Annotated in this window: 18 protein-coding genes and 1 tRNA gene; 13 read left to right on the top strand and 6 right to left on the bottom strand. The window is 43.5% G+C overall.

The window, feature by feature from the left end; all coding sequences use genetic code 11:
- Positions 1 to 58: 58 nt before the first annotated feature.
- On the top strand, positions 59 to 556 hold the full coding sequence (locus NSQ29_RS20805) for a hypothetical protein (protein ID WP_042185734.1): 498 nt from the start codon (positions 59 to 61) through the stop codon (positions 554 to 556).
- 17 nt (positions 557 to 573) lie between these two features.
- Positions 574 to 1,665, top strand: coding sequence for a DUF4097 family beta strand repeat-containing protein (locus NSQ29_RS20800; protein ID WP_042185736.1), 1,092 nt, complete (start codon positions 574 to 576; stop codon positions 1,663 to 1,665).
- A gap of 80 nt (positions 1,666 to 1,745) precedes the next feature.
- Here NSQ29_RS20800 and NSQ29_RS20795 read toward each other — a convergent pair whose 3' ends face one another.
- A complete protein-coding gene (locus tag NSQ29_RS20795) occupies positions 1,746 to 2,726 on the bottom strand; it encodes an aldo/keto reductase (RefSeq protein ID WP_042125126.1) in 981 nt (326 codons plus the stop codon).
- 228 nt (positions 2,727 to 2,954) lie between these two features.
- Between NSQ29_RS20795 and leuB the strand changes: the two genes are divergently transcribed.
- The 5 genes from leuB (at position 2,955) to NSQ29_RS20770 (ending at position 8,486) form a co-directional block, all read left to right on the top strand.
- Complete coding sequence (gene leuB / locus NSQ29_RS20790) at positions 2,955 to 4,037, top strand: 3-isopropylmalate dehydrogenase (protein WP_341125976.1); 1,083 nt, start codon at positions 2,955 to 2,957, stop codon at positions 4,035 to 4,037.
- A gap of 161 nt (positions 4,038 to 4,198) precedes the next feature.
- Entirely contained in the window at positions 4,199 to 4,738 is a 540-nt protein-coding gene (locus NSQ29_RS20785) for a peroxiredoxin (RefSeq protein WP_341125975.1), read from the top strand.
- A gap of 229 nt (positions 4,739 to 4,967) precedes the next feature.
- A complete protein-coding gene (locus NSQ29_RS20780; RefSeq protein ID WP_042125131.1) occupies positions 4,968 to 5,375 on the top strand; it encodes a hypothetical protein in 408 nt (135 codons plus the stop codon).
- Between the two features lie 367 nt (positions 5,376 to 5,742).
- Positions 5,743 to 6,849 carry an ATP-binding protein gene (locus tag NSQ29_RS20775; protein ID WP_076298229.1) on the top strand — a complete coding sequence of 369 codons (1,107 nt, stop codon included), beginning with the start codon at positions 5,743 to 5,745 and terminating at the stop codon, positions 6,847 to 6,849.
- 131 nt (positions 6,850 to 6,980) lie between these two features.
- A complete protein-coding gene (locus NSQ29_RS20770; RefSeq protein ID WP_341125974.1) occupies positions 6,981 to 8,486 on the top strand; it encodes a leucyl aminopeptidase in 1,506 nt (501 codons plus the stop codon).
- A 104-nt stretch (positions 8,487 to 8,590) separates the two neighbouring features.
- Here NSQ29_RS20770 and NSQ29_RS20765 read toward each other — a convergent pair whose 3' ends face one another.
- The 4 genes from NSQ29_RS20765 to NSQ29_RS20750 form a co-directional block, all read right to left on the bottom strand.
- Complete coding sequence (locus tag NSQ29_RS20765) at positions 8,591 to 8,737, bottom strand: hypothetical protein (protein WP_179085847.1); 147 nt, start codon at positions 8,735 to 8,737, stop codon at positions 8,591 to 8,593.
- A gap of 103 nt (positions 8,738 to 8,840) precedes the next feature.
- Positions 8,841 to 9,020, bottom strand: coding sequence for a FeoB-associated Cys-rich membrane protein (locus tag NSQ29_RS20760; RefSeq protein ID WP_076286329.1), 180 nt, complete (start codon positions 9,018 to 9,020; stop codon positions 8,841 to 8,843).
- 44 nt (positions 9,021 to 9,064) lie between these two features.
- Entirely contained in the window at positions 9,065 to 11,077 is a 2,013-nt protein-coding gene (gene feoB, locus NSQ29_RS20755; RefSeq protein ID WP_341125973.1) for a ferrous iron transport protein B, read from the bottom strand.
- Positions 11,074 to 11,292, bottom strand: coding sequence for a FeoA family protein (locus NSQ29_RS20750; RefSeq protein ID WP_094869966.1), 219 nt, complete (start codon positions 11,290 to 11,292; stop codon positions 11,074 to 11,076). Before NSQ29_RS20750 ends, feoB begins: the two co-directional genes overlap by 4 nt.
- 287 nt (positions 11,293 to 11,579) lie before the next feature.
- On the opposite strand from NSQ29_RS20750, the gene NSQ29_RS20745 reads away from it, so the two are divergent.
- From NSQ29_RS20745 to NSQ29_RS20735, 3 genes are all read left to right on the top strand, one after another.
- Positions 11,580 to 12,539 (top strand): aldolase catalytic domain-containing protein, encoded by a 960-nt coding sequence (locus NSQ29_RS20745; protein ID WP_339269465.1) that lies wholly within the window; start codon positions 11,580 to 11,582, stop codon positions 12,537 to 12,539.
- 330 nt (positions 12,540 to 12,869) lie between these two features.
- Positions 12,870 to 14,996, top strand: a complete 2,127-nt coding sequence (locus NSQ29_RS20740; RefSeq protein WP_341125972.1) for a putative bifunctional diguanylate cyclase/phosphodiesterase — start codon at positions 12,870 to 12,872, stop codon at positions 14,994 to 14,996.
- A gap of 113 nt (positions 14,997 to 15,109) precedes the next feature.
- Positions 15,110 to 15,183 (top strand) — tRNA-Gly (locus NSQ29_RS20735).
- 141 nt (positions 15,184 to 15,324) lie between these two features.
- Here the strand turns inward: NSQ29_RS20735 and NSQ29_RS20730 are convergent.
- Complete coding sequence (locus NSQ29_RS20730) at positions 15,325 to 16,680, bottom strand: dipeptidase (protein ID WP_339269469.1); 1,356 nt, start codon at positions 16,678 to 16,680, stop codon at positions 15,325 to 15,327.
- A gap of 290 nt (positions 16,681 to 16,970) precedes the next feature.
- Here NSQ29_RS20730 and NSQ29_RS20725 point away from each other — a divergent pair, with 290 nt between their 5' ends.
- Genes NSQ29_RS20725 through NSQ29_RS20715 form a run of 3 tightly spaced genes read left to right on the top strand, consistent with a single transcriptional unit; the run spans position 16,971 to position 19,011 of the window.
- On the top strand, positions 16,971 to 17,366 hold the full coding sequence (locus tag NSQ29_RS20725; RefSeq protein WP_341125971.1) for a winged helix-turn-helix transcriptional regulator: 396 nt from the start codon (positions 16,971 to 16,973) through the stop codon (positions 17,364 to 17,366).
- Between the two features lie 42 nt (positions 17,367 to 17,408).
- Positions 17,409 to 18,362, top strand: a complete 954-nt coding sequence (locus NSQ29_RS20720) for a TRM11 family SAM-dependent methyltransferase (protein ID WP_339801400.1) — start codon at positions 17,409 to 17,411, stop codon at positions 18,360 to 18,362.
- Positions 18,363 to 18,393: 31 nt separating this feature from the next.
- Complete coding sequence (locus NSQ29_RS20715) at positions 18,394 to 19,011, top strand: NUDIX hydrolase (protein WP_339801403.1); 618 nt, start codon at positions 18,394 to 18,396, stop codon at positions 19,009 to 19,011.
- The last annotated feature ends 121 nt before the right edge of the window (positions 19,012 to 19,132 follow it).

Genomic DNA, 19,132 nt, shown 5'->3' with positions numbered 1-19,132 from the left:
TAGATGGATTCAGGTAAACTGAAAAGTTTATGCTATCCAAATTTTAGGAGGATGTATTATGATTAAGAAGAGACGTTGGCTCACTTTTATGCTAGCTATGGTTCCTGGTGTAGGTCATTTGTACTTAGGCTTCAAAAAGCAGGGGCTGCAGTTTATGATCGGGGCTTCCTTATGTATTATGTTTATTCCGTCTGAGCCCATGATCTTCCCTTTTGCGCTAGCTGCACTATGGTTTTACCAATTGTTTGATGCCCTGCAGAAAGCGGCTTGGATGAAAATAACTGCAGCCGAACATGAGCGTATGATGTTCCATCCTGACAGCTTCGGAGAACCTTGGACGATGGGGATGTCCTCTATGCCGGGTTACCCACATGAAGATGTGAATCCGGCTTGGGTTGGTGTTGGATGTGTTGTTGCCGGTTTCCTTATGCTGGTGATCTCAGCATTTCCGACGCTTTGGAGAATGTTAATTGAGATTAACATTGGTACGATCTTGCTATCACTGGGTCTGATTGCGTACGGTCTGAAGATGCTAAGAAACAATACGAGAGCGTAAGAAACGGGGATTTGACTATGGGGAGATGGAAAATCGGGAGTTTTACTGCAGCTATAGGCTGCATTGCACTTGGTGTCATTATTGTGATGGCTCAGTATAATATGATCAGCTATGAAGTACTTGGTTATTTATGGCCAGCACTGTTGATCTTGTTCGGACTCGAGATGTTGCTAAGATTGTTTATCAAATCCGATGCCAAAAGTCGTGTGAGCGGTTGGGCAATCCTATTGATCATCCTGTTGGTTGGAGCAAGCAGTGCACAGAGCGTAATGGCCGGCGGCTCACTCAGCAGTTTAATCGGGAATACACATTTAACTCCACTAAGCGGCAATGTCGAAGTGAAAGACAATATTACAACGCTGAAAATCGTACTTCCAAGTGGAAAAGTAAAGGTCGAGGGAATAGATGGAAGCTCATTGGATTATGAGGGAAGCTTACTCCTACCTGGAAAATCGCAAAGTGAAGCCGAAAGTGCGTTGGAAAAGAAATGGAAAGTAAAAACTGAGGGAGATACACTGATTATGGAGCTTGATACAGATCATAATTGGTTCTCTAATATTCAGTTTGGATTTAATACTAAAAGTCCTTATTTAAATGTAAGTGTACCTAGCAGCCTTGCCGTTGAGGTAGATACTAGTGACGGGTCAATAGAAGCCTGGGATTTAAAGTCTGGCTTAGTGGTTGACACTAGTAATGGGGTTATAAATATTCATGATGTTGCTGGCGGAGTTGAGGCAGATACCAGCAATGGCTCACTAACTGTTCAGAACATCCAAGGTGGAGCGCAGCTCAAAAGCTCTAATGGTGCGATTATATTGGATAATATAGATGGAGCGTTGACGGCAAAGAGCAGCAACGGCAAGATCACTATTAATTCAGCAGTGACTGGAAAATGGAAATGTTCGTCTAGTAACGGAAAGATTACGGTGGGGTTGCCAACTGTGTCCGATGCGAAGATTACAGCGGATACTAGCAATGGCTCACTGAAGGGGAATGTCCCTTGGGATCTAGACGGGGACAGCTTTGGCACTGCCATTCTTGGTAAAGGAACTTATACTGTGGACCTAAGTACGAGTAATGGAAGTGTAACCGTGGACACAGCTGAATAAGTACGAACAATAAAGGGAGTTAAGGCTTCAGCGATTGGTTCTGCTGAAGCCTTAGCTCCCTTTTTCAAATTATAAGAAACCTACCAAGCGTAAGCTTTAGGAGCTTCTCCGCCCGGTCCTGGGAAGATCTCATCTAGACGTTTAAGGACAGATTCATCTAGCACAATCTCAAGACTGCGCAGTGCACTCTCGAATTGCTCTAGTGTGCGTGGTCCAATAATTGGTGCGGTTACAGCAGGATTGGCTAATAACCATGCTAGTGCTACATTATCTTGTGGTTCCCCAAGCTCCATACATAAGCTTGCAAAAGCCTCAAGCTGATCTTTGTATTGCTCTACGCGCTCAGCATTTCCTCCACTGCGGCTGCCTTCTATTTTCTTAAGTGCATTGCGTCCAAGAAGACCTCCATCCAGTGGGCTCCAAGGAATAACGCCTAATCCATGATGGAGAGAGGAGGGTAATACTTCAAGTTCAGGAAGGCGACAGGTGAGGCTGTATTTATGCTGCTCAGAAATCAAACCTAAAAAGCCACGTGCCTTCGCTTCTTGTTGGGCTACAGCGATATCCCATCCCGCAAAGTTACTGGAGCCGACATAACCAATCTTTCCTTGGTTTACAGCAAGCTCGAAAGCCCCCCACAGCTCGTCCCAAGAGACACTACGGTCAACGTGATGCATCTGGTACAATTCAATATGATCGGTCTGGAGACGCTGCAGAGACCCCTCTAGATGGCGGCGTATAATATAAGATGATAGTCCACCCTCATCATTAGGCCCATCGAGCTTATCGCTCATTGCACCGTATACTTTGGTAGCTAACACGACCTTTTCACGTCGCCCACCACCTTGCTTAAACCAACGACCAATAATCGTTTCTGTTAAACCGGAATTCTCACCCCAACCATAAATGTTAGCGGTATCAAAAAAATTAACACCTGCGTCGAGTGCAGCGTCCATAATACGGAAGGCTTCTTGTTCATCTGTTTGTGGGCCGAAGTTCATTGTTCCGAGACATAGCCGACTGACCTTCATACCGGATTTGCCAAGCTTAGCATATTGCACTTCGTATTCACTCCTTAGGTAGATGATTTCAACTTAATTGTAAACATCTTCAGAAATAAGAGCAAATATGAAGCGGCAATTTGAATAAGTTGTCTTATCTCATTGAATTATAGGCTATGCCTATCAACTCAATAGAATCTATATCTTTGTCCTTTACGACTGGGTATGATACAACAATATAAAGAAGAACTATGTCTGTTAAAGCAGACCACTTGAGGAGTGACTGAGATGAGTGAGGTTAAAAAAATCGCCGTAATCGCAGGGGACGGTATTGGACCTGAAGTAGTAGCTGAAGCAGAAAAAGTATTGAAAGCAACGGAAGAAGTATTTGGTTATGCTTTTAAAACGGAGCACGCTCTTTTTGGAGGCATTGCAATAGACGAAAGAGGCACACCGCTGCCGGAAGATACACTGGAAATCTGTCGCAGTGCTGACGCCGTATTACTGGGCGCTGTAGGCGGACCGAAGTGGGATAACAATTCTAAGGAGCTTCGTCCTGAAACCGGATTGCTTGGCATTCGCAAAGCACTTGGATTGTTCTCAAACTTACGTCCAGCAGTCGTATTCGATTGCCTTAAGGACGCTTCGACATTGAAGCCAGAAGTGCTGGAAGGTACCGATCTTATGGTCGTTCGTGAGCTGACTGGTGGGATTTATTTTGGAGATAAACTGCGTCGTCAAGGTGAACATGGTGAAGAAGCAGTGGATACCTGTGTATATAACGTAATGGAAGTGGAACGAATTGTACGTCAGGCTTTTGAGATTGCTGGCAAGCGTCGCAATAAGCTGGCAAGTGTTGATAAAGCGAATGTACTTGAAACTTCTCGTTTATGGCGTGAGGTCGTAAATAAGATTGCTCCAGAATATCCTGAGGTAGAGGTTGAGCATGTACTCGTTGATAACTGCGCAATGCAGCTGCTGCGTCGTCCAGCTAGCTTTGATGTTATCGTTACCGAGAACATGTTTGGTGACATTCTGAGCGACGAGGCTGCGATGTTGACAGGCTCTATCGGTATGCTTGCTTCCGCTTCGATGGGCGATGGTAACTACGGTCTCTACGAGCCCGTTCACGGCTCCGCACCTGATATTGCCGGACAAGGACTTGCGAACCCGATTGCAACAATCCTGTCCTTAGCACTAATGTACCGTTTAACCTTTGGTTATGAGGATGCGGCTGCTGCGATAGAGGCTGCAGTAGCTGAAGTATTGGATGCAGGACACCGTACAAGTGATATCGCCGTAGATAAGAGCAAAGCGATCAGTACATCTGAAATGGGCAACCTGATTGTTGCAGCTATCCGCAAAGCATAATAAAATCTAATTTCTAATTACGATTATAGGGGAATTTGTCTAAGATTGACTTTGATTTTGTACGATGATACCATTTGATATGTAGACAAGATGTAAATTATTCCAGCATATCACGACAAGAAATGGTTGGTTTCTTACATAATCAAAGGAGGATTTTGGCAATGGCTGAACGTTTAGTAGGTAGACCAGCTCCAGATTTTACTATGCAAACCGTATCAGGTGATGGTAAGGATTTTGGTAAAGTCTGTCTGTCCGACTATCGTGGCAAATGGCTGGTATTCTTCTTTTATCCTCTGGACTTCACTTTTGTATGTCCGACTGAAATCACAGCTCTCAGTGAAGCAGCTGCGCAGTTCGAAGCGCTTGATACAGAAATTCTCGGCGCAAGTGTAGATTCGATCCACAGCCACAAAGCATGGATCAATACACCTAAGGATTCGAATGGTCTTGGCCGTTTGAATTTCCCGCTTGCTGCTGATATTACTAAACAAGTTGCTAAAGACTACGGCATTCTGATTGAAGAAGAAGGAATTGCATTGCGTGGATTGTTCATCATTGATCCTGAAGGTGAATTGAAATATCAGGTCGTTAATCACAATGATGTAGGTCGCAGCGTAGAAGAAACACTTCGTGTCCTGCAAGCCCTGCAATCTGGTGGCTTATGCCCAATGAACTGGAAACCAGGTGACAGAAACCTTTAAATGTTGTTCTGCTATTATCTGATCTTTGATATTCTGATTTCGACCTCCTTGCAGAAGTTTTTTCTGTAAGGAGGTTTTTTGCACCAAAAAAGGCTTAAATAAAAAATGGATTTGAAAATAGGCGTGAAAAGTTATATTATGTCCTCGAGTGGAGGAATCTCCATTGGGGTAATGTAATACAATAATAAAAACTCAGATGGGTTAGTTATTCTAAGGAGGGTGAACAAATATGAGCTTTTGCTGTGGAGCGAGTATGGTAGGAACAAAGGGAACCCTTAAACATTATCGCACGCAAGTCCATAATGTTCCCCTGCTTTTTTGTCCGGTATGTCATCGTGTAGAGGTTCACTATAAGGTCGAAAACGAGTATGAGATCTTGGCGGAATACGCACATGGAGACGGTGTTACTGATGTGGATTTTCAGGACTATGTCATGGAAGACGAAACTGCAATATTCGAGAATGTCATTAACATCGAGAGTGAAGAGCCTCTAGCTATTGTGCGGAGTCAGATCGATATGGCGCTTGACCTGCTTGCTGTAGCCAAACAGATTGAGGATACGAAATGGGAACGGGAATTGAAGAAAAGATTAGCTGTGATGAGTCAAAGACGCCTTCGTCTGCAACAGAAAGCGTAAGATTATTACAATTTGGGTCTGACCCATTTCTTTATCAAGGCCTTCGCAACTGCGAGGGCTTTTAGCTTTTTCTGAATTTTTCTTAAACGTGTTTAAATCAATTGAACGAATAAATAGTAATAAATATAATTAGATGTGATTTTTTATATGTCTTTGGAATCATTTTATGAATTTTTTTATCATTCGACAGTTTCTCTGATTGCGTTGTCTACTTCACTTGGATATGATTGGAATATAATTGAACCGGTTGGAAAAAGTGCAACGATTACCGAATGTTCTGGCGGCTTCGTCATATACTCAAATACATAGTAATTTGATGTCGCTTTAGCGTCTTCGTCAAATGCAGTAAAAGGGGGAACTTCGTATCGTGATTAGCCAATATCAAGAAAGTCTTCTATTACCGGGAAGAACCTATCAGTCAGGGCCTGTGGATACTACATACGAGGATGTACTAGAGAATATTGACAGCGGAATCATGCTTTTTGATGAAGAGGGAGTTATAAGTTTTGTAAATAAGCAAATGTACGGGATGCTAGAATTAACCCGTCACTCCCTTGTCGGCTGTACAATATCACACCTATTATCTAACGTTAGACTAAGCCGCTTTAAGAAAAAGCAAGTACTGCAAAGCTATAGAGAGATGGTATACAAAGGAAAATCAAATTATGAATTTTTAGACGAGTATGGCCGTTACTGGAAGGTTACATTATGCTGTGGAGAGCAAATGAAGGGTTGTTATTTGTTTACAGTTAAAGAAATCTCCGATTATAAGTTGATTGAGCAAACGGCTTACCAGAACGATAGTTTGGCTATGCTAGGTAAATTATCTGCATCTATTGCACATGAAATCCGGAATCCATTAACTGCAATTCGTGGATTTATTCAATTGCTTCACCCGCATCTACAGCAGCTTGGGAAGCAGGAATACGGCAAGATAATCTTGGCAGAGATCGATCGTGCCAATGATATCATTCATGAATTCCTTACTTCCTCCAAGCCGTCAGTTCCTCAAGTGGGAATGATTCCTGTGTCAGCTTTACTCAAGGAAGTAGTGCTGCTTACAGAGAGCGAAGCCCTGATGAAAGGTTGCCAGATCAATCTACATCCTTTTCAGGAGGGAGATATGATGATTTCTGGAGATGTAAAACAAATGAAACAGGTAGTCCTCAACCTGATTAGAAACGCTATGGAGGCCGTTGCGGATAGAGCAGATGGTCTAATGGGTATAATAGAGGTTGGAGCCCACAGAGAGGGTTCTGAAGTCCGTATGTTCATTTCTGATAACGGAAAGGGAATGGATATCCGTACACTGGACAGGTTATTTAGTCCATTTTTTACAACTAAGGAGAATGGGACAGGACTAGGGCTTTCCGTGAGTGACCGAATCATCAAAAATCATGGCGGATGCATTTCTGTCAGTAGTAGAGTTAATGAAGGTACTCATTTTGTAATCTCATTGCCATTAATTCATTAATCCATTAGTACATTCGTTTAGAATATAAAGTGTTTAAGAGGCTGATCCCTGCGGATAATACAGATGCAGAGATCGGCCTTGCTTATGTTACAATGGGGGTTGGTTTTGGGAGACAAATGGAGGTAGACACAATGAATATAGAATTTAATAGTGGCAGTGCCATTAATGAAATACAGGGTGATGCCCTTATTCTTATCATCTCTGAGTCGGAAGCCCAACATGGAGGCCTCTCAGAGAGGTGGAATGACAGAATTCGATTATTAGGAAAGTCAGGTCTCTTTAGTGGGAAGCTGAATCAGACTTATGTACTGCCATTAGATTATCCATCTGGTTGTCCTGTAGCTATTTTAGTTGGAAAAGGGGACCAATTAATTAGTACTGAAGACCTACGTCAAATGGCGGTTCAGATAGCACGTGCAGCACTTCGATTGAAGGCAATACAGCTAGTGTTTCAGTTGCCTGAAGGTGTTCAGGAGCTAACAGAAGATAAGGATATCGTATCTATTGCCTATGCGTTGTCTGAGGGGTTGTCACTTGGTTCCTATCGTCGTCCCACCTATAAGCAGGAGCAATCTCAATATATAGGTCCAAACTCGGTTATTTTTACTATCGAGAAGAAGCCAGCGGATACTTTCGAGCGTGACTGGAATCTTGGCATGCAGAGAGGGCTGGCTTTTGGTGAGGCTACGAATCTGGCACGGAACTTGACGAATATGCCCGGCAATCTGCTGACTCCATCTGACCTAGCTATGGCCGCTATAGAAGTTGCTGAACGTTATGGATTTCCTTCCGAAGTGCTGGATGAACGAGAAATTGAGCAAAAAGGAATGGGCGGATTGCTCGCAGTCGGAAAAGGAAGTGTAAACCCTCCGCGAATGATCGTCATCCGTTACCAGGGAACGGCGCACTGGGATAATGTAGTGGGGCTGGTCGGTAAAGGGATTACTTTTGATACGGGGGGGATTTCCTTAAAAAGAGCCCCAGGGATGGAAGAGTTAATCAGTGATATGGGAGGCGCAGCGGCTGTGCTTGGAGTTATGGAGGCATTAGGCCGATTACGTCCACGAATTAATGTCTTAATGGTCATTCCATCCGCTGAGAATATGCCATCTGCTAATGCCTTTAAACCCGGGGATATCATTACATCAATGAGCGGAAGAACTATAGAAATATTGAATACCGATGCAGAAGGGAGACTTGTACTTGGGGATGCGCTGACCTATGCCCGGGAATGGGGAGCGAAACGAGTTATTGATGTCGCTACGCTGACAGGTGCAGTGTTGTCGACATTAGGAGATATAGCTACAGGTGCTGTTACTAACAACGAGGAATTTATGGAGCAGTTTCTGACAGCAGCTAATGTTTCGGGTGAAAAAATATGGCAGCTTCCGGCTTACCCGGAATTCCGCGAAATGCTAAAGAGCGAAGTGGCCGATATCCGTAACACTGCAGGAAGATTCGGGGGAGCCACTACCGCTGGGTTATTTGTAGGTGAGTTTGCGGAAGGTCTGCCGTGGATACACCTAGATATTGCTGGAACCGCATTTCTTTCTAAAGAACGTGGAGTTAATCCTAGAGGCGGTACAGGAGTCATGGTTCGCACATTGGTTCAGTGGTTGCTCAGCGAAAGCGAATGATTAGCTCTTCATAATCAACAAAAAGACCTCGCCCTAGGACAATGGATGGAAGACCGACCATTCCCTAAGGCGAGGTTTCTTTGCTTTTGTAAGAATGCTGAAGATTAAATATTGCCACTGGATTTTTTAGCCTTTGATTGAGAAGTAAAGGATTGAATACTGTTCATTATTTTATCGCGAGTTCCCTTATTCTTCAGTAAATAGGCTACGCCCAATGCGGCTGTTGTGAAAAATGTTTTTTTTGTGTTCATAGTGATTACCTCCTTAGGTATAGTCTGTAGTTGCTTATAACAAACATACCCGAAAGCAATGCAAGCTAAACTATGAACCCTTTCATATAACGGTTAGGCAAGCCTACTTCTTCTTATTAACAGGTGTTGAGCAGCAGGAGAGGGGAGAATCTAAAGACGCTGCAGAACAGGTCTTGCCCTTATCACAGCCAGCGCAAGCGCCTTGCTTGCCCTTTTGCACATGTCGATAGATGATCCAGCCTGAATAACCGAAGATCAGAGTGACGATTAGAACATTTATCATTATGGTGCCCCACTTTCATTAAGAGAATCAACGAATTACAAGTTCTACGACCAGCCTAATAATCGCCCACCTTGGAAAATAACAAAAGATACGATATATGCCAGAGCAAGAGAATAGCCAATGGAGAAGAAAGTCCATTTCCAAGAGGCTGTTTCTTTTTTGATAACCCCTACAGTGGCCAGACAAGGAATATATAACAGGATAAAGGCCATAAAGCTGATTGCACTCAGCGGTGTAAAGACTTGTGAAATTTGATTCTCTAATCCAGCGGTATCTGGTGCGTGATAGATGATATTCATCGTAGACACAACAACCTCTTTCGCTAAAAATCCTGGGACCAAGGTAGAGCCAGCCTGCCACGTTCCGAAACCAAGCGGTTCCAGTAGTGGTGCAATCATGCCTCCGAATTTAGCTAGATAGCTATGATCCATTTCTACACCAAATCCTCCAGGACCAGCATAAGACATAAACCAAATAATAGCTGATCCTGCTAGAATAATCGTTCCCGCTTTACGAAGGAACCCTTTGCCCTTCTCCCAAGTGCTGCGCGATAAGGTTTTGATCTGCGGCATACGGTAAGGAGGAAGTTCGATGATGAAGACGGAGGATTCATTCTTGAATAAGTATTTAGAGAATACCTTACAAAGAATTAGGGCAAACACAATCCCCATGACATACATAGATAGAACGGCAAACGCTTGTTGCTCAGGGAAGAATACAACTGCGAATAATGCATAAACAGGTAATCTTGCAGAACAAGACATCAGCGGCATTAACAGGGTTGTCAGCATGCGGTCTTTGGGCTGTTCGATGCTTCGCGCCGCCATAATGGCCGGTACATTGCAACCAAAACCAATGATAAATGGAATGAATGCTTTTCCGTTCAGTCCCATTCGTTCCATGGTGCTGTCCATCAACAAGCAGACCCTTGCCATGTATCCGGAATCCTCTAAGAAGGAAATGATGAGAAAGAGAATGAAGATTTGCGGAACAAAGACCAGTACGCCGCCTACACCACCGATGATGCCATCTACAATCAATGCATGCGTGAAGCCTGAAGCTCCAATGGTCTGAAGCAGTGAGTTCGTTCCATCACTAATAGGGCCGGATATCAGGCCGTCTACGATATCCGATAGGGGGCCGCCAACCCAGTCAAATGTAGTCTTAAAGAGAGCATACATAAAGAAAATAAATAAGGGCAGTCCCCAAAATCGATGAGTCAATACCGAATCTAATCTTTCGGTTAAGTTATGGGGCTTCTGAGCTGTCGTATCAAGGACTTCGACACAAATATTACGAATATACTCCATACGGTTCGAGCGAATCCATTGCGGGAGTGTCAGGGCGAGTTTTTTGATTTGTAGCTCACTCTGACAAGACTCACAGATATTTAGCAGTCCCGTAACATCTATACGCGACTTCAGAAACTGAAGTATAACCGGATTCTGCTCCAATAGCTGTAGAGCGACCCAACGGTGATTGGGCAGATCTTTTATAGAACGTAATTCCTTTTCTATAGAAGATATCGCTCGCTCGACGACCTCACCATAATTCAGCTTGAACTTTACAGCAGGAATAGCTGACGATTCCTCGAGGATGCTGAGCATCTGTACGCTGCCTTTACCGGTTCTTGCTATAAGTGGGAGGACGGTGACACCCAATCTTGATTGTAAAATGGTTTGATTAATATGAATACCACGCGCATTAGCGACATCAATCATATTAAGACCGAGTACAGTAGGCTTGCCATACTCAAGTAGTTGAAGCGTGAGCAGCAGATTACGTTCCAGCTGGGATGCATCCACGATATTGATTAATGCTTCAGGGGATTCTTCTATCAGATATTGGGCTGCGACCCCTTCATCACGGGAGAGTGGATGCAGAGAATAGATCCCGGGCAAATCAATGAGCTTGCCTGCCCCGTTCTTCAGATTTCCGATCTTTTTCTCAACCGTAACGCCTGACCAGTTACCTACATATTCGTATGAAGTCGTTAATGTATTGAAGAGAGAGGTCTTACCTGTATTGGGATTGCCCACAAGAGCTATAGAACTCAAGATACGTTCACCTCAATCAGAGAAGCTTCTTTGCGGCGTATGGCGAACAGCTGGCCGTTACATTCTAGCGTAATCGGTCCCCAAAAAGGTCCCTTTCCTTTAAGACGGATGTTCACACCCTCTGACACTCCGAGATCGGCAAGACGACGGCGTAGAACGGGGTTCATTCCTTCTATTTTATGAATATTTCCAGCAGCGCCAGGTTGTAATTGCAGTAAGGAACAGCAGGTAGAAGTAGCTATTGTAATCCCTCCAAAAGAGATTGAGAATCAATCTCAACTGTTTTCTTGTAATGTAGCATTTTTAAGTGTTTGTATACTGTGACATTTGTCCCTGACCTACTATGGTAATTACTTTAAAGTGCTAAAGGCGAAATACCTTTACAATTTATTCTTCATTAAAGTATGATTGAACGATATAAATTGCATAGTAAAGCTATGCTAGAGGTTATAATGATTGCAATAGCACATACGATGATTGCAGGAATTGAAGGGAGATAATTATGAAGACTAATCAATGTAAAATTGTTGACTGCACCATTCGCGATGGGGGGCTCGTTAACAACTGGGATTTCAGCGTGGAATTTGTGCAAAATTTGTATGCCGGCTTGAATGAGGCTGGTGTTGACTATATGGAAATCGGTTATAAAAACTCCCCTAAACTGCTCAAAGGAGCAGAAGGTGCTGGACCATGGCGTTTTCTGAACGATGACTTCTTACGTAAAGTTATCCCGCAAAAGGGACATACGAAGCTTTCCGCTTTGGTTGATATCGGTCGTGTGGATGAGAATGATATTTTACCTCGCAGCGAAAGTATGCTGGATCTGATTCGGGTAGCTTGTTATAGCAAAGATGTGGAGAAAGCCTTACAGCTGGTACAAACCTTCCATGATCTAGGCTATGAGACAACGATCAATATTATGGCTTTGTCGAATGTAATGGAGAATGAATTATTAGAAGCTTTCGAAATGATTCGTGAGAGTGTAGTTGATGTGGTATACATTGTGGATTCATACGGTAGTCTAGATCACAACGACATCAATTACTTAGTTGAGAAGTTCAAAACTCATTTGCCAAACAAACGCCTGGGCGTACATACCCATAATAATCTTCAACTCGCGTTCTCCAATACGTTGATTGCTGCTGAGAAAGGTGTAGAGCTGCTGGACGCTTCCTGTTATGGAATGGGACGTGCTGCGGGGAACTGTCCTACAGAGCTGCTAGTGACTCATTTGAAGAATACACGCTACACATTGCGCCCTGTAATTGATATCATTGAACGCCTGATGATTCCTTTACGTGAAAAAGAAGAGTGGGGCTATATCATTCCTTACATGATCACTGGAACGCTTGATGAGCATCCACGTTCAGCAATGGCGCTTCGCGCATCGGTGGATAAGGATAAAGCGGTTGATTTCTATGATAAGCTTACAACACCAGAGGTTAACTTCGGAGATAAATAAACCTGTTGTTCAGAAGCACTGAACCCGTTCGTAGGGGGAAGTGCTTTTTTTTTGAATAAAAATAAAATTTCTATAAGTTTCTCTGATAAATGATTCTAATATTTTTCGCTAAAATACTTACCGTTCTAATAAGAAGCCTGAAGGTATTTTTGCTTGCCTGCTAGAAGAAAATGGTTTATATTTATGCAAGATTTATGAATAATCGCCATAAAAATACGACCTCACAAAAGAAATGTAACTTTAAAGACCGATCTAGCCGATATTTATACATAGGACAAGACTATACATAGTTGCTTAATAATCGACATCATTTTCAGACGCGAGGGATCTATGAGACAAGAAGAGAAAAAGACAATTCAAGCGGCTATTATAGGAGCCTTACTGTTCCTATTCATTCAAATTTTCCATACATCGTTAAACCGATTGGACAATTGGGAAATTATTTCTGCACTCTATCTCATTGTCGGCTGTTGTACTGTTGCTTTTGGATTTGCGATATTTGCACAGGGCTGGTTGTTCTTCTCTAGCAGATTATCTAAAGGAAGATTATATGTCGCAGCTCTTTTTGGTGGAATATGTATTATTGACTTCTTGCATACACTCGGCTTTGTAGCATTTCCATTGATTTCATCGTTTATAACCCCTGAGGAATCAAGGTGGCTGCTTACCTTTTCACGACTATCCAGCGGGCTGGGTATATTGTTTATTTTTAGTAGAGAAGATAAACCAGTGACCGTTACCGAAAAAAGAAATGTATTCAGAATCGCCTTCATGTTGATCGTGCTCTTCATCGCATTATTTGTATTTATCCACTCAGCAGTGCCTGAGTTATTTACTAAGCCTTGGATGAGTACACTTAAACAATTCGTTGATCTGGCAGTACTTTTTGTTTATTTAGCAGGTGTTGCTGCCATCGTATTTCCTGGGAATAATGAAAAGTCAGCCTCGCTGCTTGTTATTATTCGGGCACTTATCTTTTTCTCGCTAGGCCAGGCTTTTTTTATGACTCCCATAAGTGGCGGAAATATTGATGATCTCTTTGGGATGTTATGTAGCGGAATTGCTTATTACCAGTTGCTTACCGGCGTGTATCGCCTGACAATTGAAGAGCCATTTTACGAGAAACAGCTGGCCGAAGAACGGATCAATTATTTGGCGTATCATGATGATTTAACAGGACTTCCTAATAGACGTCGGCTGACACAGCGTGTAGAAGAAATGATTGATGCTGGAGAGACGGACACAAATGATCAATTCTCAGCTTTGGCCATTATGAATATTAATCATTTTAAGAATATAAATGACTCTCTGGGTCATTATGCCGGAGACCTTTTATTGAAATTGGTATCTGAGCGTCTCAGTAATGAGGCTAGATCCAGTGAAGAGCTGTATAGTATGGGAGCGGATGAGTTTGCTTTTCTAATGACAGAAAGAGCAAGTCTTGGAGAATGCTTGGCACGAGCTACAGAGTTGCTCAGATTATTTGAAGCCCCCGTTAACATAGAATCTGGCGAGTACCATATCTCACTCAGCTTGGGGATGAGTATTTATCCCGGTGACGGGGAAACTGCTGAACATCTCATTCAAAATGCGGATACTGCTGTTCATAATGCGAAGGAACAGGGTGTGGAGATTCGTCGTTATATCCCAGCCATGCAGATGAAGGCAAAGGAACGCCTGAAGCTGGAAAATGACCTTCGAAGAGCGCTTGAGCGTGATGAATTCTATCTCTTATATCAGCCAAAGGTGCAGCTGGAGACAGAAGAGATTGTAGGTATGGAAGCTTTATTGCGCTGGAATCATCCTAAGCGTGGTATTGTCTCACCTAATGAGTTTATTCCATTAGCTGAGGATAGCGGGCTAATTGTTCCAATTGGGGAATGGGTACTGAAGACGGCGTGCCTGCAAAATAAACAGTGGCAGCAAGCAGGCTACCAGCCGATATGCGTCTCTATCAACTTATCTATGCGTCAATTCCTTCAGCCGAACCTGGCTGGTAAAATTCATTCCATTCTGACCGATATTGGTTTGGATCCATGTTATGTAGATCTTGAAATTACAGAGAGTATGACCTTGGATAAAGAAACGGCTTTTGATCAGCTGAAGCGCTTGAAAGAGCTAGGTGTGTTCATTAGCATCGATGATTTTGGTACAGGTTATAGCTCATTGCACTATTTGAAGGATATGCCGATCGACAGGCTAAAGATTGACAGATCGTTTGTCTCCGAGGTTATGGAGGACAGTAATAATGCAGCAATAGTCTCCACGATTACTTCTATGGCGCATCATTTGAAGCTCAAGGTTACCGCAGAAGGGGTGGAGAACAAGGAGCAGCTGCAGTTTTTGCGTGAGCAGCATTGCCATGAAGCTCAAGGGTTTTTGTTCAGTAAACCTATTCAAGCAGCTGAATTTGAGACCTCATTTTTGAAAAAGGCTCCCCTTGGCGCTTCCTTGTAAAATATAAGAAAGTATAAGTTTCACACCATACTCTATGTCTTATATCTCGCATAAAAAAATGTTGATTTTTATTTATGGGGGTGATACAATATCTCTTGTACTCACTTTCCAATGCGGGTGTAGTTCAATGGTAGAACTTCAGCCTTCCAAGCTGATAGCGTGGGTTCGATTCCCATCACCCGCTCCATAATTTAAACTTTCAAATCCTTGCGATGCAAGGATTTTTTTATGTTTTGGTTGATGGTTTTGTCATGAACTATTCTTAGATATCACAAAGCCAGGCTCCTCAATGAAGAGGAGTCTGGCTTTGTTATACTACCTGATTCTCTTAAACAGTCTTCAAGAACTCAACAATGGTGAGCAGTCCCTTATCAAAGTTCTCCAGGTTGAAATGCTCATCCGGTGCATGCAGGTTCTCATCATCAAGGCCAAAGCCCATCAGGACCACGGGTGCTTCAAGTACACGGGAGAAGCTTTCCATGATCGGAATGGAGCCACCGTCTTTGGTGAAGAGGGCACGGGTACCGTATACTTTGCCGTAAGCGTCTGCGGCAGTTTGCAGTATAGGGTTCGATGGATCGATGTTAAAGGCACGCGCCTTCTCCATTTGCGTCACATGCACTTTCGCTCCGGTTTGAATATTAGCCTTCAGATGCGCTTCAACGGCATCAAGAACATGCTGTGGATCCTGATCGCCAACGAGACGGCAAGTAATCTTGGCATGTGCTTCTTTTGGAATAACTGTCTTGCTTCCTTCGCCTTGGAAGCCGCCATACACACCGTTAAGTTCAAGTGTAGGGCGAGCACCAATACGTTCTACAAAAGAATAACCTTCTTCGCCGTATAACGCATCGAGTCCAAGTCCTTCGCGAATCTTATCTTCATTCACGCCTTGCTTCACGAATTCCTCACGTAGCATTGGAGAAAGTTCAGGTACACCATCATAGAAGCCTTCTACAGAAACACGACCTTTGTCGTCATGAAGGGAGCTGAGCAGGGACACGAGAGCGTGCAGTGCATTCGGAACACCACCACCGTAAGAGCCGGAGTGCAGGTCTGTAAGAGCTGTAGTTACGCTCACTTCAAGTGATCCTAGGCCACGTAGTCCTGTGCAAATTGCAGGGCGACCACGTTCCAGCAGGGAAGTATCGGAGACTAGCACCGCATCCGCAGCCAGCTTTTCTTTGTTAGCTTCCAGGAATGGAGGGAGATTTGCGCTGCCGATTTCTTCTTCGCCTTCGATACAGAGCTTGATGTTAACAGGAAGAGTACCTTCTTGTTTCAGGATTGCTTCAATCGCTTTGAGGTGAATGAATACTTGTCCTTTGTCATCCGTTGCTCCACGTGCATACAGCTTGCCGTCACGGATCTCTGGTTCAAACGGAGGTGTAGTCCACAGGTTTAGCGGATCTACTGGCTGCACATCGTAGTGGCCGTATACAAGAATGGTTGGTTTACCCGGAGCATGAAGATAGTCAGCATATATGACGGGATGTCCCGCTGTCGGATGAAGTTCAATGTTCTCAAGTCCGGCTTTCTTTAGTGTGTCTGTCAGCCAATGGGCTGCAGCTAGTACATCATCCTTATGCTCAGACAAGGCAGAAATACTTGGAATCTTGAGCCATTGTTTTAGTTCCTCGAGATGTTCATCCCGGTGTGTTGAAAAATACGTTTCATATGACATAGTGTGTATGTACCTCCTTAAGTTTTGCTGCGCAAAACCGGCTATGAGCTTAATCGCCATGCGTGACCGTCTTGTTTAGCATTCTATAGGAATTATTATACTGGAGAACTCACTATGGATCAAAAGCGATTAGAAAGACGTCTTATCTGATCCTCGTGACCGGAGCTTTTTTTCGCAATTAATAGTTCCTTTCCGGTTGTTGATTACTAACAGTAACCATGATAAGCTGATTAAACTTAAGGGACAAGAAAGCACTATTACATGCTTGAGTTCCTATGGAGGTAACCACTTTGGATCATTCAATGGACGAACCCATTCGGCTAATGCCGACGCTAGAGGATTGCTCCATCACCCGCCAGATTCTCGACAGGGTTGGGGACAAATGGAGTGTGCTCATCATTGTTAATTTGGGTGCAGAAGCATTGCGGTTTAAAGAACTTCAGCGGCGTTCTGGTGGTATATCACAACGGATGCTGACCCAAACCCTGCGTCATTTAGAACGAGATGGTATAGTTTGGCGTAAAGTTACGCCTACGGTACCTTTGACTGTTGAATATGGTCTGACAAGTTTAGGAGAGTCCTTGCTGGATCCTTTAACTTCCCTAGTGGAATGGGTCAATAGAAACAACGCTGAAATCGCCAAAGCGCGTATAGGGTATGATCGTCAGCACGAAATGTTGGAGTAGCAAGCTAGGTGTACAATTTACTGGGATAGAGGATGGATTATTTTGCAAAAGAAAAGTGAAAAAAACACATTTTTATATACTTACACCTGTTCAGAGGACGAGTTATCACTATGTCAGATGGAGCTTCGTTGTCTTTTTGGAGAGGAAGTACCTTCTTCAATCTTTAAGAGTGAGGTAGAGGTGGATGTCAGCCGCAGTCCCTTCATAAAAGAACGAATTGATGTTATGTACGAGGGAGACAGCTTGCCTGAGATTTATGATCAAACGGAGCAGGTGGAGCTTGGCGGTAAGACATTTAAGGTTATTTTTGTGAAGACCAATGATCTGCCCCCTGCGGACAAAATAGAATATGATGAGCGAAGAGTGATCGAGCGGGAAATTGGGCTGCGGATTGAAGGGGAAGCGGATGTAAACCATCCAGAGCTGGTATACGGCATTGTTACGCTGGGCGGTCGCTGGTACTTTGGAGCTTATCATAAGAACAAGGCCACCTGGTTCCGTCAAATGAAAAAGCCGCGTAGCTACTCTATCGCGCTTAGCACACGTGTAGCCCGAGCTGCGGTCAATATAGCCGTTCCGAATCCGGAAGGTGTACGAGCTATCGATCCTTGCTGCGGCATCGGAACAGTAATGGTAGAAGCCCTCTCGATGGGAATCAATATGGTTGGACGTGACATTAACCCTCAAATCGCGATCGGTGCCAGAACGAATATTGCTCATTTTGGATTCACAAGTGAGGTTACGCTTGGAGATATTGCTGACATCACAGAACATTACGATGTAGCTATTGTAGATATGCCTTATAATCTATATTCTAGTATTACACCTGAGGAACAGTTTGCGATTCTAGTGAATGCGCGCCGGATTGCAGATCGGGTAGTTATCGTTGCGATTGAACCGATGGATGAGATGATCACGGAGGCTGGATTTACGATTATAGACCGCTGTGAAGCTAAAAAAGGTTTGTTCTCCCGTCATTTAATGCTTTGCCAGTAATCCTAATCAAGTTATTTAAAGGGGTGCAACAATGGAGCAGAAATGGTTAACCTGGGCTAAAGAAATACAGGCCATCGCACAGACTGGACTAACTTACGCTAAAGATGTCTATGATATAGAACGGTATCAAGCTTTGCGGGAGCTAAGTGTAGATATCCTCGCTAATTATACGTTCGAAAGCAAGGAGAGAATAAGACTCTCCTTTGCTAGTGAGGGTGGCTATTCTACGCCGAAAGTGGATATCCGTGGTGTTGTTTTTCGGGATGACAGAATCCTGCTTGTCCGCGAGAAATTGGATGGAAAGTGGGCGCTTCCCGGGGGCTGGGGAGATATCGGTCTGTCACCGAGTGAAGTCGTTGTTAAGGAAATTCAAGAAGAATCAGGATTTGAGACAGAAGCAATTCGCTTGCTGGCTGTTTTAGATAAGAAATTTCATAACCATCCTCCGGAGCCGTATCACGTGTATAAGTTTTTTATTTTGTGCAGAATTGTAGGCGGCGAGGCGCTGCAAGGGGTGGAGACGAGTGAAGTATCCTTTTTTGCTGAAGATGAACTGCCTGAGCTCTCATTAGAGAGGAATACAAGTGAGCAGATTGAAACGATGTTTGAATATTTACGAAATCCAGAAAAAGTAGTAATATTGGACTAAGAATTTGCATATTATGTATGACTTCCGTAAAGTGATGTTTTTAATGATGTAAATGATGGGTAATAACTATTATGTAAGCACTTACAAAGTTGGTATTCTAAGCTTTTAGGTCGAGCGGTCT

Origin of the sequence: Paenibacillus sp. FSL F4-0236, from assembly GCF_038000135.1 — a bacterium.
GTDB lineage: Bacteria > Bacillota > Bacilli > Paenibacillales > Paenibacillaceae > Paenibacillus_AQ.
The sequence above is the reverse complement of the archived record's forward strand: the minus strand, read 5'-3'. Positions and strand labels throughout refer to the sequence as shown.

Excerpts from the sequence above, each read along its gene's own strand:
- NSQ29_RS20805 (WP_042185734.1), top strand. The coding sequence starts at position 59 with ATGATTAAGAAGAGACGTTGGCTCACTTTTATGCTAGCTATGGTTCCT.
- NSQ29_RS20800 (WP_042185736.1), top strand. The coding sequence starts at position 574 with ATGGGGAGATGGAAAATCGGGAGTTTTACTGCAGCTATAGGCTGCATT.
- leuB (WP_341125976.1), top strand. The coding sequence starts at position 2,955 with ATGAGTGAGGTTAAAAAAATCGCCGTAATCGCAGGGGACGGTATTGGA.
- NSQ29_RS20785 (WP_341125975.1), top strand. The coding sequence starts at position 4,199 with ATGGCTGAACGTTTAGTAGGTAGACCAGCTCCAGATTTTACTATGCAA.
- NSQ29_RS20780 (WP_042125131.1), top strand. The coding sequence starts at position 4,968 with ATGAGCTTTTGCTGTGGAGCGAGTATGGTAGGAACAAAGGGAACCCTT.
- NSQ29_RS20770 (WP_341125974.1), top strand. The coding sequence starts at position 6,981 with ATGAATATAGAATTTAATAGTGGCAGTGCCATTAATGAAATACAGGGT.
- NSQ29_RS20765 (WP_179085847.1), bottom strand. The coding sequence starts at position 8,737 with ATGAACACAAAAAAAACATTTTTCACAACAGCCGCATTGGGCGTAGCC.
- NSQ29_RS20760 (WP_076286329.1), bottom strand. The coding sequence starts at position 9,020 with ATGATAAATGTTCTAATCGTCACTCTGATCTTCGGTTATTCAGGCTGG.
- NSQ29_RS20745 (WP_339269465.1), top strand. The coding sequence starts at position 11,580 with ATGAAGACTAATCAATGTAAAATTGTTGACTGCACCATTCGCGATGGG.
- NSQ29_RS20740 (WP_341125972.1), top strand. The coding sequence starts at position 12,870 with ATGAGACAAGAAGAGAAAAAGACAATTCAAGCGGCTATTATAGGAGCC.
- NSQ29_RS20730 (WP_339269469.1), bottom strand. The coding sequence starts at position 16,680 with ATGTCATATGAAACGTATTTTTCAACACACCGGGATGAACATCTCGAG.
- NSQ29_RS20715 (WP_339801403.1), top strand. The coding sequence starts at position 18,394 with ATGGAGCAGAAATGGTTAACCTGGGCTAAAGAAATACAGGCCATCGCA.